This is a genomic window from Cellulosimicrobium sp. AB352 (assembly GCF_049538415.1).
Lineage (GTDB): Bacteria > Actinomycetota > Actinomycetes > Actinomycetales > Cellulomonadaceae > Cellulosimicrobium > Cellulosimicrobium funkei.
Map to the genome: position 1 here is coordinate 51,791 of NZ_JBMVFX010000018.1, position 15,130 is coordinate 66,920.

General features: G+C 74.9%; 17 protein-coding genes. 6 read left to right on the forward strand and 11 right to left on the reverse strand.

Annotated elements, in window-relative coordinates; translation table 11 throughout:
• Positions 1-50: 50 nt before the first annotated feature.
• Both ACPCUX_RS13680 and ACPCUX_RS13685 read right to left on the reverse strand, forming a co-directional pair.
• Positions 51-848, reverse strand: a complete 798-nt coding sequence (locus ACPCUX_RS13680) for an alpha/beta hydrolase (protein WP_021482104.1) — start codon at positions 846-848, stop codon at positions 51-53.
• Positions 849-932: 84 nt separating this feature from the next.
• Positions 933-1,949, reverse strand: coding sequence for a 5'-3' exonuclease (locus tag ACPCUX_RS13685; RefSeq protein ID WP_423388982.1), 1,017 nt, complete (start codon positions 1,947-1,949; stop codon positions 933-935).
• Between the two features lie 112 nt (positions 1,950-2,061).
• Here ACPCUX_RS13685 and ACPCUX_RS13690 point away from each other — a divergent pair, with 112 nt between their 5' ends.
• Positions 2,062-2,355 carry a hypothetical protein gene (locus tag ACPCUX_RS13690; RefSeq protein ID WP_043656410.1) on the forward strand — a complete coding sequence of 98 codons (294 nt, stop codon included), beginning with the start codon at positions 2,062-2,064 and terminating at the stop codon, positions 2,353-2,355.
• 10 nt (positions 2,356-2,365) lie between these two features.
• Here ACPCUX_RS13690 and ACPCUX_RS13695 read toward each other — a convergent pair whose 3' ends face one another.
• Positions 2,366-3,229 carry a CPBP family intramembrane glutamic endopeptidase gene (locus ACPCUX_RS13695; protein WP_251177365.1) on the reverse strand — a complete coding sequence of 288 codons (864 nt, stop codon included), beginning with the start codon at positions 3,227-3,229 and terminating at the stop codon, positions 2,366-2,368.
• A 115-nt stretch (positions 3,230-3,344) separates the two neighbouring features.
• Entirely contained in the window at positions 3,345-3,710 is a 366-nt protein-coding gene (locus ACPCUX_RS13700) for an ArsR/SmtB family transcription factor (protein WP_137279969.1), read from the reverse strand.
• Between the two features lie 83 nt (positions 3,711-3,793).
• Between ACPCUX_RS13700 and ACPCUX_RS13705 the strand changes: the two genes are divergently transcribed.
• On the forward strand, positions 3,794-5,212 hold the full coding sequence (locus tag ACPCUX_RS13705) for an FAD-dependent oxidoreductase (RefSeq protein WP_423388983.1): 1,419 nt from the start codon (positions 3,794-3,796) through the stop codon (positions 5,210-5,212).
• 50 nt (positions 5,213-5,262) lie between these two features.
• On the opposite strand, the gene ACPCUX_RS13710 is transcribed toward ACPCUX_RS13705, so the two are convergent.
• From ACPCUX_RS13710 to arsB, 3 genes are read right to left on the reverse strand one after another with little or no spacing between them, the layout of a single operon-like run.
• On the reverse strand, positions 5,263-5,697 hold the full coding sequence (locus ACPCUX_RS13710) for an arsenate reductase ArsC (protein WP_043656420.1): 435 nt from the start codon (positions 5,695-5,697) through the stop codon (positions 5,263-5,265).
• 16 nt (positions 5,698-5,713) lie between these two features.
• Positions 5,714-6,730, reverse strand: coding sequence for a metalloregulator ArsR/SmtB family transcription factor (locus ACPCUX_RS13715; protein WP_423388984.1), 1,017 nt, complete (start codon positions 6,728-6,730; stop codon positions 5,714-5,716).
• Positions 6,727-7,833 (reverse strand): ACR3 family arsenite efflux transporter, encoded by a 1,107-nt coding sequence (gene arsB, locus ACPCUX_RS13720; RefSeq protein ID WP_423388985.1) that lies wholly within the window; start codon positions 7,831-7,833, stop codon positions 6,727-6,729. Before arsB ends, ACPCUX_RS13715 begins: the two co-directional genes overlap by 4 nt.
• Positions 7,834-7,998: 165 nt before the next feature.
• On the opposite strand from arsB, the gene ACPCUX_RS13725 reads away from it, so the two are divergent.
• The gene (locus ACPCUX_RS13725) at positions 7,999-8,442 is read left to right on the forward strand and encodes an acetyltransferase (protein WP_232322651.1); all 444 of its coding nucleotides are present in this window, start codon (positions 7,999-8,001) and stop codon (positions 8,440-8,442) included.
• Positions 8,443-8,530: 88 nt separating this feature from the next.
• Positions 8,531-8,908 carry a VOC family protein gene (locus ACPCUX_RS13730; protein ID WP_423388986.1) on the forward strand — a complete coding sequence of 126 codons (378 nt, stop codon included), beginning with the start codon at positions 8,531-8,533 and terminating at the stop codon, positions 8,906-8,908.
• A 4-nt stretch (positions 8,909-8,912) separates the two neighbouring features.
• Here ACPCUX_RS13730 and ACPCUX_RS13735 read toward each other — a convergent pair whose 3' ends face one another.
• The 3 genes from ACPCUX_RS13735 to ACPCUX_RS13745 all read right to left on the reverse strand — a co-directional run bounded on the left by ACPCUX_RS13735 (position 8,913) and on the right by ACPCUX_RS13745 (position 12,450).
• The gene (locus ACPCUX_RS13735; protein ID WP_423388987.1) at positions 8,913-9,581 is read right to left on the reverse strand and encodes a response regulator transcription factor; all 669 of its coding nucleotides are present in this window, start codon (positions 9,579-9,581) and stop codon (positions 8,913-8,915) included.
• Positions 9,578-11,584, reverse strand: coding sequence for a sensor histidine kinase (locus ACPCUX_RS13740; protein ID WP_423388988.1), 2,007 nt, complete (start codon positions 11,582-11,584; stop codon positions 9,578-9,580). Before ACPCUX_RS13740 ends, ACPCUX_RS13735 begins: the two co-directional genes overlap by 4 nt.
• A gap of 170 nt (positions 11,585-11,754) precedes the next feature.
• Entirely contained in the window at positions 11,755-12,450 is a 696-nt protein-coding gene (locus tag ACPCUX_RS13745) for a hypothetical protein (RefSeq protein ID WP_061268382.1), read from the reverse strand.
• Between the two features lie 195 nt (positions 12,451-12,645).
• On the opposite strand from ACPCUX_RS13745, the gene ACPCUX_RS13750 reads away from it, so the two are divergent.
• Entirely contained in the window at positions 12,646-13,065 is a 420-nt protein-coding gene (locus tag ACPCUX_RS13750; protein ID WP_061268381.1) for a phage holin family protein, read from the forward strand.
• A 31-nt stretch (positions 13,066-13,096) separates the two neighbouring features.
• Here the strand turns inward: ACPCUX_RS13750 and ACPCUX_RS13755 are convergent, their stop codons facing one another.
• Positions 13,097-14,428, reverse strand: a complete 1,332-nt coding sequence (locus tag ACPCUX_RS13755) for an ion channel protein (protein WP_212715443.1) — start codon at positions 14,426-14,428, stop codon at positions 13,097-13,099.
• A gap of 177 nt (positions 14,429-14,605) precedes the next feature.
• Between ACPCUX_RS13755 and ACPCUX_RS13760 the strand changes: the two genes are divergently transcribed.
• On the forward strand, positions 14,606-15,103 hold the full coding sequence (locus ACPCUX_RS13760) for a DUF1269 domain-containing protein (protein ID WP_043656289.1): 498 nt from the start codon (positions 14,606-14,608) through the stop codon (positions 15,101-15,103).
• The last annotated feature ends 27 nt before the right edge of the window (positions 15,104-15,130 follow it).

The window sequence follows — 15,130 nt, forward strand, 5'->3', positions numbered from 1 at the left end:
ACGCGCGGGCACGGTCTGTGACGTGCCCGAGGGGTAGGGAGGGTGCCGCCTCAGGTTCGTGGCGTCCCGGCCAGCGGCAGCCAGTCGAGGACGTCCTGGATGGTGCGGTCCCAGAAGCCCCACTCGTGCGTCCCGGGCGAGAACTCCGACCGCAGCGCCACGCCGGACTCATCGGCCACCCGCTCGAACGCCCGGTTGCCGTCGACGAGGAAGTCCTCCGTCCCGCACGCGAGGAACAGCTCGGGGAGGTCGGCCGTGCGGCCCTCGGCCGCGGCGCGCCGCAGCAGGGCGAGCAGGTCGTCGTCCGACCCGGCGATCTCGCGGTCGCCGAACACGCGCTCGATGTCCGGCAGGCGCCGCTCGCGGTACGACTCGTCGGCGAGGTCGAGCACGCCGGACAGGCTCGCCGCCGCCGCGAACCGCTCGGGGTGCCGCAGGGCCCAGCGGAACGCGCCGTACCCGCCCATCGACAGCCCCGCGACGAACGTGTCCTCGCGGCGCGTCGACACGCGGAAGAACTGGTCGACGAGGCTCGGCAGCTCCTCGGACAGGAACGTCCAGTAGCGGTGCCCGTGCACCTCGTCGGCGTAGAAGCTGCGCTCCACGCGCGGCATGACGACGGCCAGCCCGCGGTCGGCGACGTACCGCTCGATCGACGTCCGGCGCGTCCAGATCGTCTCGTCGTCGCTCATGCCGTGGAGCAGGTAGAGCACCGGGGCGCCCTCGGCGCGGGCGCTCGCCGACCCGGCCATGCCGATCTGGGTCGTCGTGGCCTGGGGGAGCACGACGGTCATCGACGTGCTCACCTCGAGCACGTCGGAGTAGAAGCTGCAGCGGACGAGAGCCACGGGTCGCCTCCCGGCGGGGTCGGACGGGCCGCCGGCGGTCCGCGGCGGCGGACCCAGTCTGCCCTCCGGACGGGCGGCGGCCGCTCAGCCGCGCAGCGCGTCCAGGAGGCGCTGCACGGACGACCCCAGACCCCAGCGCTCGCCGAGCTCGGCGAGCGCGTCCGGGTCGGCCGGGGCGGTGGGCAGCGCGTCGTCGACGTCGCCCAGCGGGGCGTCGGGCGCGACGCGCACGACGAGCGGGGCGACCTCCAGGTACGGGGCCGCCTCGGTCAGCCGGCGCCGCTGGGTCGCCGTCAGACCCGGGTCGCCCGCGTCGCGCGCCGCGAGCACGCCCGCGAGGTCGCCGTACCTCTCGAGGAGCGCGACCGCCGTCTTCTCGCCGATGCCGGGGACGCCCGGCAGGCCGTCGCTCGGGTCGCCGCGCAGCACCGCCATGTCCGCGTAGGCCGCCCCCGTCGGGACGCCGTACCGCTCGCGCAGGCGCGCCTGGTCGACGACGTCGAGGTTCTTCACGCCCTTCGTCGGGTAGAGGACGCGCACGCCCGCGGCGTCGTCGACGAGCTGGAACAGGTCGCGGTCGCCCGTGACGACCTCGACCGCCGCCCGGCCCGACGGGTCCGGCGTCGCGCCCGCCGCCGCACGGCGCGCGACCTCGCGCGCGGTGAGGGTGCCGATGATGTCGTCCGCCTCGTAGCCCGCCGCCCCGACGCGGGCGATGCCCAGCGCCGCGAGCACGTCGACGATGACCGGCACCTGCGCGACGAGCTTCTCCGGGACCTCCTCGACGCCCGTCGTGCCCGGGACGACCTCCGCGACGCGGTGCGCCTTGTACGAGGGGATCGCCTCCACCCGGAAGGCCGGGCGCCAGTCCACGTCCCAGCACGCGACGAGGCGCGTCGGACGACGGTCCGTGACGAGCGTCGCGATCATGTCGAGCAGGCCGCGCACCGCGTTGACGGGCGTGCCGTCCGGCGCCTTGATCGAGTCCGGCACCCCGAAGAACGCCCGGAAGTACAGGCTCGCGGTGTCGAGCAGCATGAGCTCGCCGCCGGGGGTGGCTTCGCTGCGCGCGGGGGCGCCCTCGTCCGTGCTCTGCGTCATGCGGTCATCCTGCCGCACGGCCCCGACACCGGTCTCCCCGGGGAGCGTCGCGCCTGCCCGGCCTGGCCGTCGGGCGGCGCGAGCGGTTCACTGGTGCTCGGAGGTGAGCGACATGTCCACGACGACGCGACGAGCAGCCGGCACGGCCGTCGCCCTCGCGGTGCTCCTGCTCCTGGGGGCGTGCGCGGCCGGGCCGAACGTCGCCGCGAACCCCGGGGGCTACGGGTTCTGGTGGGGCCTGTGGCAGGGCGCGATCCTGCCGGTGACGTTCATCGTGTCCCTCTTCACGGACACGGTGAGCATCTACGAGGTCGACAACAACGGGACCTGGTACGACGTCGGGTTCGTGCTGGGCATCGCGCTCTTCTCCGGCCCTGCGATCGCGCTGCGCGGCCGACGGTCCTGACGAGCGGGAGTCACCCCTCGGCCGGGGCGGTGCCCCGCGCACGGCCGGAGACGAGGAAGATCGCGAGGATCCCGACGAGGACGAACACGACGTTGAAGGTGCCCGCGATCGCGTTCAGCGCCTCGGAGCCGGAGCTCGCGCCGTGTGCGTCGACGCCGTCCGTCGCGAGGAACGTCGTCGGGTCGGTGGCCGCGTGCAGGAGGATCGCGGGCACGATGCTGCCGGTGACACGCATGGAGAGGTACATCATCGTGCCGAAGCCGAACGCGTAGACCACCGTGGTGCCCACGAGCAGGAGGTTCTGCCCCGAGACGAGGTTCGTCGTGTGCAGGAGGCCGAACAGCAGGGACGACAGCACCATCACCGCCTTCTCGCCGTACCCGGCCCGGCGGAGCATCGTGACGGCGACGCCGCGCGTCAGGACCTCCTCGGCGAACCCGACGCACAGGCCGAGCGCGAGGACGGTGAGGACGACTGTGACGTCGTAGGCGCCCCAGTCCGTCGCCGCGAGATGGAGCGCGACCGGGACGAGCACGAGGACGACCGCGACCCACATCCACGGTCGGCCCGCGACCGGCTGCGGCCCGAACACCTCGCGTCGCCACCGGACGGTCCGCAGGAAGACGACGAGCAGCAGGCCCATGACGAGGATCGGCAGCAGCAGCCCGAAGAACACGGTGCCGGACGAGTCGAGGAGCTCCTCGCCGCTGCCCGGCCCCAGCCGGGTGAGCCCGACGAGCCACCCGACCCCCAGATACACCGCGATGTAGAGGACCGCGAACAGGAAGGCCCGCCACCAGCCGCCGCGGTCCCAGAACCGTTGCCAGCCGGACCGGGGGCCGGCCTCCTCGATCGATCCGGTCAGCTCGGTCATCGTGTGCCTCGCTCGTCGTCGGACGACCGTCGCCGACGGCCGGTCGGTGCGGACGGCGCCACCGACAGGGGCGAGCGTAGGGACAGGAGGACGGGAGCGCGCGGCGAAGCGGCGCTCAGCTCCCCGCGGTCTCCGTGAGCGACCGTGCGACGCGGGCGAGGGCGCCCGGGACGAGCGAGTAGTACGCCCAGCGGCCGCGCTGCTCGCGGGTCAGCAGGCCGGCGTCGACCAGGATCTTGAGGTGGTGGCTGACGGTCGGCTGGGAGAGCCCGACCGGCCCGGTGAGGTCGCACACGCACGCCTCGTGCCCCTCCTGGGCAGCGACGATCGCGAGGAGCTGGACCCGCGTCGGGTCCGCCAGGGCCTTGAAGGTGCGCGCGAGCTCGCGCGCAGCATCGGGGTCTGCCGCCCCGGTGGCGGCCGGGCCGCAGCAGCCGGGTGCGCCGCGCGGGGGCGCCGGGGGCAGCGTGGCCGTCGTCATGCGGCCATCCTGCCACACATTGACACTCATCGATGGGTGGTCCACGATGCTCGCATCGATAACCTTCAATGCGAGGAGTGCTCATGGTCGAGGTGGGGCGGGACGAGCTCCCGGTCGTGGTGATCGGTGCAGGTCCGGTGGGTCTGGCCGCGGCGGCGCACCTGCTGGAGCGCGGGCTGGAGACGATCGTGCTCGAGGCCGGCGACGGGCCGGGTGCGGCCGTGGCGTCGTGGGGCCACGTGCGGTTGTTCTCGCCGTGGCGCTACGACGTCGACGCCGCCGCGCGGCGCCTGCTGGAGGCGACGGGGTGGGTGGAGCCGGATCCGGACGCGCTGCCCACCGGCGGGGAGCTCGTGGGGCGCTACCTGGCTCCGCTGGCCGCGACGCCGCAGATCGCGCCCCGACTGCGTACCGGCACGCGAGTGGTGTCGGTCGCCCGCGACGGTGCGGACAAGACACGCTCCCTCGGCCGGGAGCGGCGCGGGTACCGGGTGCGGACGGTGGACGCCGGCGGCACGGTGACCGACGTGCTGGCCCGCGCGGTGATCGACGCGTCGGGGACGTTCTCGACGTCGAACCCGCTGGGGGTCTCGGGTCTTCCGGCCGTGGGCGAGGAGGAGTCGGCTGCGTTCGTCACCGGACCTCTCCCGGACGTGCTCGGCACCCGGCGCGACCGGTTCGCAGGCAGGGACACCCTCGTCGTCGGGATGGGCCACTCCGCGGCGAACACGCTCCTGAACCTCGTCGAGCTCTCCGAGTCCGAGCCCGGCACCACGATCACGTGGGCGATCCGCGGTGGTTCCGCGCGTCGCCTCTTCGGCGGTGGAGCCGACGACGAGCTCCCTGCGCGAGGCCTGCTCGGCACGCGCCTGCGGGCCGCCGTGGAGGCTGGGCGGCTGACGCTGCTCACGCGCGTCTCGATCGAACGCCTCGTCCCCGGTGCCGGAACCGTCCAGGTGCTGGGGACCGTGCGCGACGGGGCGCTGAGCCTCGAGGTGCACCAGATCGTCGACGCGACCGGCTTCCGGCCGGACCTGGACATGCTGCGCGAGGTGCGCCTCGACCTGGACCCGGTCGTGGAGGCACCTGCGGCGCTCGCTCCGCTCATCGACCCGAACCAGCACTCCTGCGGCACCGTGCCGCCGCACGGCGAGCAGGTGCTGTCCCACCCGGACGACGGGTTCTACCTCGCGGGCATGAAGTCCTACGGACGCGCTCCGACGTTCCTGCTCGCCACCGGCTACGAGCAGGTGCGCTCGATCGCGGCGGCGCTGGCAGGGGACCGGGCTGCGGCCGACGCGGTCGAGCTGGACCTCCCTGCGACCGGAGTCTGCTCGACCGACCTCGCCCTGGAGGCGGACGGCGCGGGCACGAGCGGGTCGTGCTGCGGCACCGCGCCGGCGGCGCCGCAGCCGGTCGTCCTCGGGGTCGGGGCACCGGCCGAGGTCGGGTTCGCGACCGGCGTCGTGCACGGCCGCTCGGGCGACGCAGACCACCCGTGAGCGACAGGCCTCGCGTCGCTCCTGTGCGGGACCGGCGCTCGGCCGACCCCTCAGCTCTGCGAGAGGCGGACCGGGGCGACACCGAGCTCGTCGAGCAGGGTCAGCACGCGCCTGCGGATCTCGTCGCGGATCGGGCGCACGGACTCGATGTTCTGCCCGGCGGGGTCGGCCAGGGCCCAGTCCTCGTAGCGCTTGCCGGGGAAGATCGGGCACGCGTCGCCGCAGCCCATGGTGATCACGACGTCGGACGCCTGGACCGCGTCCGTCGTGAGGACCTTGGGCTGCTCGGCGCGGAGGTCGATGCCCTCCTCGAGCATGGCCTCGACGGCGACGGGGTTGACCTGGTCGGCCGGGGCGGACCCGGCAGAGCGGACCTCCACGGCGCCGCCGGACAGGGCGCGCAGGTACCCGGCGGCCATCTGGGAGCGGCCGGCGTTGTGGACGCAGACGAACAGGGCGGACGGCTTCGAAGCGGTGTCGGTCATGGTGGTCTCCGGTGGCTCAGGGTGCGGGCAGGTCGAGGTCGGGCAGGAGCTCGGCGAGCAGTGCGCGCACGCGGGTGTCGAGCTCGTCGCGGATCGCGGCGACCCCGGCCGGGGAGGCCAGGGCTGGGTCGCCCACGAGCCAGTCCTCGTACCGCGTGCCGGGCAGGACCGGGCACACGTCTCCGCAGCCCATCGTGACGACGACGTCCGCGGCGCGGACGGCGTCGTCGGTCAACGGCTTGGGGAACGCGTCGTCGGCGGTGATGCCGAGCGCGGTCAGGCTCTCGCGCACGCCCTCGTGGATGTCGGACGCGGGCGCCGACCCCGCGGACCGGACGACGACCCGGTCGCCGGCGTAGCGGCGCAGCAGGGCGGCGGCGAGCTGGGAGCGTCCGGCGTTGGCGACGCAGACGAACAGCACCTGCGGTCCCGTGTCCGCGGGGCGGGTCAGGTCGCTCAGCCGCTGGCGGGCGAACCGTTCCGTGAGCGGCACCAGGTGGGCCGAGACCTTCGCCGAGCGGGCCAGGTCGGTGTACGACTCGCGGACCACGCGCTGCACGACGTCGAACCGCACGTCGGCGAAGGTCCCGGCCAGGTCCTCGGCCAGGTGGTCGAGGGCGGCGTCGACGTCGTCGAGCCCCGCAAGGACGGTCGCGCCGTGCCTGGCGCCGAGCGCCGCCGGGGCGAAGGACTCCAGCAGCGTCGTGACCGCGGTCGTGTACCCCGGCGCGACGCGGTACCAGACCCAGGTGCCGCGTCGCTCGGACGTCAGCACCCCGACGTCGCGCAGCACCTTCAGGTGGTGCGAGACGGTCGGCTGCGAGACGTCCGTGAGCGAGGCGAGGTCGCACACGCACGCCTCACCGGCCGTGGAGGTCGCGATGAAGGAGAGCATGCGCAGCCGCAGCGGCTCGGCGAGGGCCTTGAGCGTCGTGGCGACGGCGCCCGCGACCTCGGTCCCGATCGCGTGCGCCTCGACCTGCGGCGTGCAGTCGGTGTCCGTGACGGTCATCGGCAGGGGAGCGGTGGTCATGGCCTCACCTCTTCCAGCTCTCGTGCTCGGGTCGGGTCGGCGTAGGGGTCGATGGCGAACCAGCGGCGTGCGAGCCACAAGGAGACGTAGACGAGACCGACCAGGACGGGGACCTCGATGAGCGGACCGACGACTCCGGCCAGGGCCTGGCCGGAGGTCGCACCGAACGTGGCGATGGCGACGGCGATCGCGAGCTCGAAGTTGTTGCCCGCCGCGGTGAACGCCAGCGTCGTGGTGCGCGCGTACCCCAGGCCCAGGGCCTTGCCGGTCACTACCCCGATGCCCCACATGACGGCGAAGTACACCAGGAGCGGCAGCGCGATGCGGGCGACGTCGAGCGGGTGGGAGGTGACGGCCTCGCCCTGCAGGGCGAACAGCAGCACGATCGTGAACAGCAGCCCGTACAACGCCCAGGGTCCGATCACCGGGAGGAACCGGTCCTCGTACCAGGCGCGGCCCTGGGCGCGCTCCCCGACCAGGCGCGAGGCGAACCCGGCGGCCAGCGGGACGCCGAGGAACACGAGCACGTTGAGCGCGATCTGCCCCACCGACACGTCCAGGCCCTGGGTGTCCAGGCCCAGCCACGCGGGCAGCACCGTGAGGTAGAAGTAGCCGAGCAACGAGAAGGCGACGACCTGGAACACGGAGTTGATGGCGACGAGCACCGCCGCCGCCTCCCGGTCCCCGCACGCCAGGTCGTTCCAGATCACGACCATGGCGATGCACCGGGCCAGGCCGACGACGATCAGCCCGGTGCGGTACTCGGGCAGGTCCGGCAGGAAGGCCCACGCCAGGGCGAACATCAGCGCCGGCCCGACCAGCCAGTTCAGGACCAGCGAGGACGCCAGGAGCCGCTTGTCGCCGGTGACCGCACCCACCCGCTCGTAGCGGACCTTGGCCAGCACCGGGTACATCATCACCAGCAGGCCGACGGCGATCGGGAGGGAGATCCCGCCGACCTCCAGCGCGTCGAGCGCGTCGGACACGGCGGGGACGAACCTGCCGAGGGCCAGGCCGACGAGCATCGCCAGCCCGATCCACAGCGGCAGCCACCGGTCGAGCGCCGACAGCCGCGCCCGCGGTGCCGTGCCGGGGGTGCTCACGGGAGTGCCGGACCGTCGGGGGCGGCGATCCGGAGGCACCGTGTTTGCATCGACATGCTTCTATATTGACAGGTCTCGATGCAGGTGCCAAGCGTCCCTCCTGCGCAGGAGCGGCTCGCTCAGCTCTCGGAGCACCCTGCGCCGTGGCACTGGCATGCTCGTGCCGTGACCGACCACGTCCTCCGCCCCGCCCGCCCCGACGACACGGACGCGCTGGTCGGCGTCTGGCGGCGCGCCGTCGAGGCGACCCACGACTTCCTCGGACCCGACGACGTGCGCGAGCTCGAGACCGCGGTGCGGGACGAGTACCTGGGCGCCGTCGACCTGACGGTCGCGGAGGTCGACGGCCGGGTGGTCGGGTTCGTCGGGACCGTCGGGCACCGGGTCGAGATGCTGTTCGTGGACCCCGCGCTGCACGGGCGAGGGACCGGCCGCGCGCTGCTCGACGCGGTCGGGCGCGGCCTCCCGGTCGTCGAGCTCGACGTCAACGAGCAGAACCCGGGCGCGCTGGCCTTCTACCGGGCGCTCGGGTTCGAGGTCACCGGGAGGTCCGAGACGGACGACCAGGGGCGCCCGTTCCCGCTGCTGCACCTGCGTCGCGAGGCCTGACGCCGTCACGCGACCGATGAGCCCGCGGGCCGCGGGCGGTCGACCCTGGGGAGAGCGGGCACCGGCCCGCGCGACCCCAGGAGGAGACATGCTCGACACGGCGTTCAGCGGGTTCTCGGTCAACGACGTCGACGCGGCGCGGCGGTTCTACGCCGACGACCTCGGCCTCACCGTCAGCGGGGACGACATGCTCTGGCTCGAGATCGGCGGCGGTGCGCGCGTGCTCGTCTACCCGAAGGGCGAGGCCCACGCCCCGGCGTCGTTCACGGTGCTGAACTTCCCGGTCGCCGACGTGCCGGGCACGGTCGCGGCGCTCCGCGAGCGCGGCGTGGAGTTCGAGCGCTACGCGGGCACGCCCGTCGAGACGGACGACGACTTCGTCTTCCGCGGCGGCGGCCCGCTCATCGCGTGGTTCACCGACCCGGCGGGCAACGTGCTGTCGATCATCCAGGACGACGACGCCTGACGCGTCAGCCGCCGCCCAGCCCTTCCTCGCGCGCCCGGACGATCGCGGCGGCGCGGTCGCGGACGGCGAGCTTGGCGAGGACGTTCGCGACGTGGTTGCGCACCGTCTTGGGGCTCAGCACGAGCCGCCGGGAGATCGACGCGTTGTCGAGACCGGCCGCGACGAGGTCGAGCACCTCGCGCTCGCGGTCGGTGAGCTGGGGGAACGGCGCGCGCACGGCGGAGCGCCCGCCCACGACGTACGCCATCGCCCGGTCGGCGACGGACGGGGAGAGGATCATCGCGCCGTCGGCCACCGCGCGGACGGCGCGCTCGACCTCCGCGGGGCTCGCGGACTTCACGAGGAACCCGCGCGCCCCCGCGCGCACGGCCGCGACGACGGCGTCCTCGTCCTCGTGCATCGTCACGACCAGCACGCGCGCGGCCGGGTCCGCGCGCACGAGGTCGCGGGTCACGTCCACGCCCGACCCGTCGCCGAGGTCGAGGTCCAGGAGCACGACGTCGGCCCACGCCCCGGCGCCTTCGGTGCCACCGGGGCCCAGACCGAGCAGCGCCCGCGCCTCGGCCGTCGACGCCGCGCTCCCCACGACGCGCACGCCGTCGAACGAGTCGAGCAGCGCGGCCATGCCGAGCCGGAACACGGGGTGGTCGTCGACGACCGCGACCCGGATCACGACGCCGCCCCGCGCGCGAGCGCCCCGACCGGGACCAGCGGGAGGGTGGCGCGGACCCGCGTGCCCGGGCGCTCGCCGTCGGCCCGCAGCGCGGTGACGTCGAGCCGCCCGCCGAGCTCGTCGGCCCGCTCCCGCAGCGACCGGGAGCCGACGCCGGCGACCGCGTCCGGCGCGACGCCCCGCCCGTCGTCCTCGCACGTGACGACCAGCACGCCGTCCCCGAGCAGGACCGTCAGGCGGCACTCCTGCGCCCCGGAGTGGCGGGCGGCGTTGACGACGCTCTCGCTCGCGATCGCGTACGCGGCCGCGGCGACGCGCGGGTCGAGGCCGACGCACGGGTCGCAGCGCACGTCCACGACGAACCCGCCGAGGGCCTGCCGCCCCGCGAGCTCGCCGAGCGCGACCTCCAGACCGTGCTCGTCGAGCGACGGCGGCAGGAGGCTGCGCGACAGCGCGCGCACGTCCTCGACGCGCTGCGCCACCTCGACCCCCAGGGCGTCCAGCACCGCGGCCGCGGCCTCGGGGTCGGTCCGCAGCGTGTTCCGCGCGCCCTGGAGCCCGAGGCGCAGGCCCACGAGCCACGGCCCGACGCCGTCGTGCAGCTCCCGGCGGATCACGCGCCGCTCGGCGAGGCGCGCGCGGGTCGTGGCGTCGCGCGCCTCCTCGAGCTCGTGCGCGCCCCGCGCGAGCGCGAGACCGGCGCCGAGCACGGGCAGGAGCTGCTCGAGCGCGTCCCGCGTCCGGGCGTCGAGCCGCTCGCCGGCCCGCGCGACGACGTAGACCCGGCCGAGCACCCGACCGCCGTGCTCGACGGGGAGCGTGACGGCGTCCCCCACCGGATAGCTGCCGGGACCCGCCCAGGGCGCCGGGCCCGCGGGGCTGGCGGACGCCGTCGGGCCGGGTGCGGACCGCTCGATCGTCACGCTCTCCAGGCGCAGCGCCTCGCGCACGCCGACGGCGAGGCTCACGACGAGGTCGTCGGCCGTCGACGCGGACGACAGGTGGCGGCCGACGCTCAGGGCCGCCCGGCCCGGATCGTTGCCCTCCCCGTAGACGAGCGTGCGCACGCGGTGCCGCAGCCACGTGTGCAGGGGCTGCACCGCGAGCGCGACCCCGACGGCCGCGACGACCTGCGCGGCGGGGCCGTCGACGACGGTCGTCGCGAGCACGACCACCACCGCGTAGACGACGGCGAGACCGACCGCGAGCATCGCGGCGACGGTCGCGCGCGACAGCACGAGGTCGATGCCCCACAGCCGGTTGCGCAGCACGCACACGAGGATCGCGGCGGGGAACAGCGCCTGGCACGCGAGATGCGTGAGGGGGAGCGCGAGGAGCACGTCCGGGTCGGCCCACGTGCCGAGCAGCGGGAGGAACGACAGCGCCATGAGTGCGGTCCCGAGCGCGAGGAGGCCCAGCCCGCGGCGCTCCTCCGCCGGCCCGCGGAACCGGCGCCACGCCGTCGCGCCCGCGGTGACGAGCCCCATGACGACGACGCCGACGATCGCGGGGCGCGGGTCGTCGGAGGGAGCGAGGAAGAAGGCGGTGATGGACGCGACGCCGCCCGCGACCCCGCACCACGCGCCCGCGCCGAGCCGCCCGCCGCGCACGAACCACGGCACGAGGACGAAGAGCCCGACCGTGCCCGGCACCCACGCCCACCCGTAGGCGTCCGCGAGCGGCGTGAGCGGAGGCAGGCCGGGGTGGGTCGACGCGTAGCTGCGCCACCCGCCGCCCAGGGCCGCGACCCCGCCGCCGAGCGCGGCGAGCGCCACGAGCCACCCGACGACGTGGGGCCGCCGCACGAGGATCACCGCCGCGACCGTGCCGTAGACGAGCGCGACCGTCGCGTCCACGACGACGAACAGCAGGTCGCCCAGCAGGAGCGGGACGCCGGACGTGAGCTGGAGCGCGAGCGCGGACACGCCGAGCACCCAGGCGAGGACGCCGATCGTCCAGCCCGTGCGGGGCATCCCGGCGCGGCCGGGCCCGGGCTCGGCCACGGGCCCACGGTAGGGCCGCGGCACGCGCGGCGAGAAGGGTCCGGGCGGGAGATCACCCGGCCGCGGACGACGGCGAGATCGGCAGTCCCGTGCCGGATCGGCGGTCCAGACCGCCGATCCCGACCGGACCCGCCGATCTCGTCGTGCCTCGCCGATCTGGCGCGTCGTGCTCAGCGCCGGTCCCCGAGGGCGAAGCCGAGCGCGGTGACGAGGAGCCAGATCGGGCCGACGAACCCCGCCATGTACTGCAGCGGCGACACGCCCGTGAGGAGCGCGAGCCCGCCGAGCACGAACCCGACGACGCCGAGCCAGCGCGGTGCGGCCGCGTGCCGCAGCGCCGCGACGCCGAGCGCGACGCCCGCGACGCCCGCGCCGACCCACAGCCACGGGATCGTCGCGACCCAGTCGCTGTAGAACGCACCCGACTCCGGGACGATGAGCGCCGTGTCGCCGAGGCCGAACAGGAACTGCGTGTCGAGGCCCGAGCCCAGCAGCCCGGCGACGGAGACGAGCACGAGCCCCCAGCCCGCGACCGTCGGGAGGATCGACCCGGCGGGAGCCTGCCCGTCGAGCCGCCGCTTGAGCCCGGCGGCGAAGACGAGCACGAGCAGCGCGCACGCGATCGTCGCGGTGTGGAACACGATCTGCGTGCCCGTGCGGCCGGAGAGGTCGGCGACGATCGCCTCCGCGTCGCCCGCGGTCTCCTCCCAGTTGATGCCGAGCGCCATCGAGGACTGGATCGAGACCAGGCCGAGGACACCGGCGACGACCCCGGTCCAGGCCCACGCGCGGGGCGTCGTGCCGCGGGCGCGGCGGGGCGTGCCGTCGGCGACCGCCGACGGCGTGGTGAGCGAGCTGTCCTGCATGGGACGACCTTCCGTTCGAGGCCGCCTCCCGCGGCCGGGGCCCGTCACGCGGTGCGACGGCCCCCGCAGCGTCGGCCGGGCGGCGTCCCGGGTCCCAGGGGCAGGTGTCCCGACCTCCCGGGCAGGTCGCACGGGGCGGGCTCCCGCGCCGCACCAGCGGTTGCGGAACCTCCCGCGCGGCGGGACGGTTGCGGCATGATCCGGTTCCTGCTGAGCTTCGCGATCAACGTGGTCCTCGCCGCCGTGGGCCTCCTCGTCGCCGCGAACGTCTTCGACGGCGTCACGGTGCACGCCTCCGGGTTCACGGTCGCCGTCCTCGTGTTCGCGGTGGCCCAGGGGGTGCTCGCGCCCTTCGTGTTCAACGTCGCGCGCAAGTACGCGTCCGCGGTGCTCGGCGGCATCGGCCTCGTGTCGACGTTCCTCGCGCTGTGGATCGCGACGCTCGTGGGCGACGGCCTGGAGATCTCCGGCGCCTCCACGTGGATCGGGGTGACGGTCGTCGTCTGGCTGATCAGCGCGCTCGGCGGCTGGCTCCTCGGGTGGCTCGTCCTCACCCGCTGGTGGGACCGCCGCCAGGAGGACAAGCGGATCCGCGAGGCGACGACCCGCGGCTGACGACGCCGGCGGCGGTCACCGCGCCCTGCGGTCACCGCGCCCTGCGGTCGCCGTGCCCGGTCGTCGTCGGGTCGGCCGCCGGGGCGAGCGCGGGGAACTCGGGGGTGCCCGGGGGGACCTCCACACGCAGGGGCCGCATCGAGCGGGCGACGAGCCACAGCGGCAGGACGGCCACGCAGAGCACCGGGAGCAGGTGGACGTCGCCGACCGTCACGGCCGCCATGAAGAGCGCGAGCCAGCCGTCGCGCGCCACGACGAGGACGGCGCCCAGCACGCCGGCGGAGACGGCGATCGCGGGCGGGACGGCGGGCACGAGGGACGACGCCGAGAGGCCCAGCGCGACGCCGATGAACACCGCCGGGAAGATGCGGCCGCCGCGGAACCCGGCGGCCGCCGCGACGACGAGGGCCGCGACCTTGACGACGGCCATGAGCAGGATCGTGGACCAGGCGAACGTGTCGGCCTGCTGCGCGAGCTCCTTCATCTCGTCGAGGCCCTTGAACAGCGTGAGCGGCCCGCCGAGGACCCCGAGGAGCCCGAGGGCGAGCCCGCCGGCGCCGAGCGCCAGCACGGGGCTGCGCAGGCGGTGGAACAGCGCGTGCACGACCGGGAGGGCGACCACCGCGAGCGCCGTGACGAGGGCGGCGGCGGCGCCGATCAGGACGCTGCTCGCGACGTCGCCGAGGGCCGGACCGGGGTAGTCGGGCAGGTCGACGGAGAACGTCGGGGCCCCGACCGCCGTCATGGTGACGGCGCCTGCCCCGGCCGCGGCCAGCGGCGCGAACAGCCGGTCGAAGAGGGGACCGCTCTGCCCGCCGCGCTCCGCGAAGCTCTCCGTGAGGACGAGCGCGGCGGCGACGGGGGTGGCGAACATCGCGCCGATGGTCCCGGCCAGCGCCAGACCGACGGCACCCGCGACGGGCACGCCGAACCGCGGGCGGCAGAGGAACCACGCGGCGAGCGCGACGTTGAGGGCGATGATCGGGTTCTCGGGCCCGAGGCTCACCCCGCCGGCGAGGCCGAGGACGAGGGCGAGCGCGAGACCGGGCAGGGCGCGCAGGGGGAGCGGCTCGGAGACGAGCTCCGTCGTCGCCGGGTCGATGCCGGCGTGCCCCGGGGCCCACCGGACCGTGACGCCCACGAGCAGCCCGGTGACGGTGAGCACGAGGACGGTCCACCACGTGCGTGTGCTCGCGATCCCCCACGCCTCCGGCAGCCGGTCCCACACGAGGTGCTGGATCCACGTCGCGAGCTCGGAGAGCGCGAGCAGCGTCAGGGCGCTGACGACCCCGACGACGAGGGCCGGCACCACGGACCGCAGGAGGCGACCCGACGTCGTGGCGGCTGCCGGCGCGTCGGACACACGGGAAGAGAACCACGCACCCGACCGCACCGCATCCGGAGCCGCGGCGCCGCGCCCCGGCCCCCGTGGGGTCCTCGCGCTCGCCGCGCGCGACCCGGGAGGCGGGGATACGTTCGACGCGTCACGGGGCGCGACGGCGCGCCCCCGCCGAACGAACGATCCGGATCGAGGTCTGACGTGGCAACGCTCACCGTGTGGAAGTTCGACACCCCCGAGGGCGCCCAGCGCGCCGAGGACGCGCTCCTCGCCCTCCAGAAGCAGGAGCTCATCCAGGTGCAGGACGCGGCCACCGTGTCCTGGGAGGAGGGCAAGAAGAAGCCGAAGACCCGCCAGGGGAACAACACGACCGCCGTCGGGGCGCTCGGCGGCACGTTCTGGGGCCTGCTGTTCGGGCTCCTGTTCTTCGTCCCGCTCCTCGGCGCGGCGATCGGCGCGGCGTCCGGAGCCATCGCCGGCGCGCTGACGGACGTCGGCATCGACGACGACTTCATCGACTCCGTGCGCAGCAAGGTCACCCCGGGCACGTCCGCGCTGTTCGTCCTCACGTCGGGCGCTGTCGTCGACCGCGTGCACGAGGCGCTGCAGGCCGAGGGGATCCACGGCGAGCTCGTGCAGACGAACCTCTCCGCCGACGAGGAGGCCAAGCTCCGCGCGGCCTTCGACGAGAACGCCTGAGCGCTCCCCGACCCGCGAGCCCGCGCC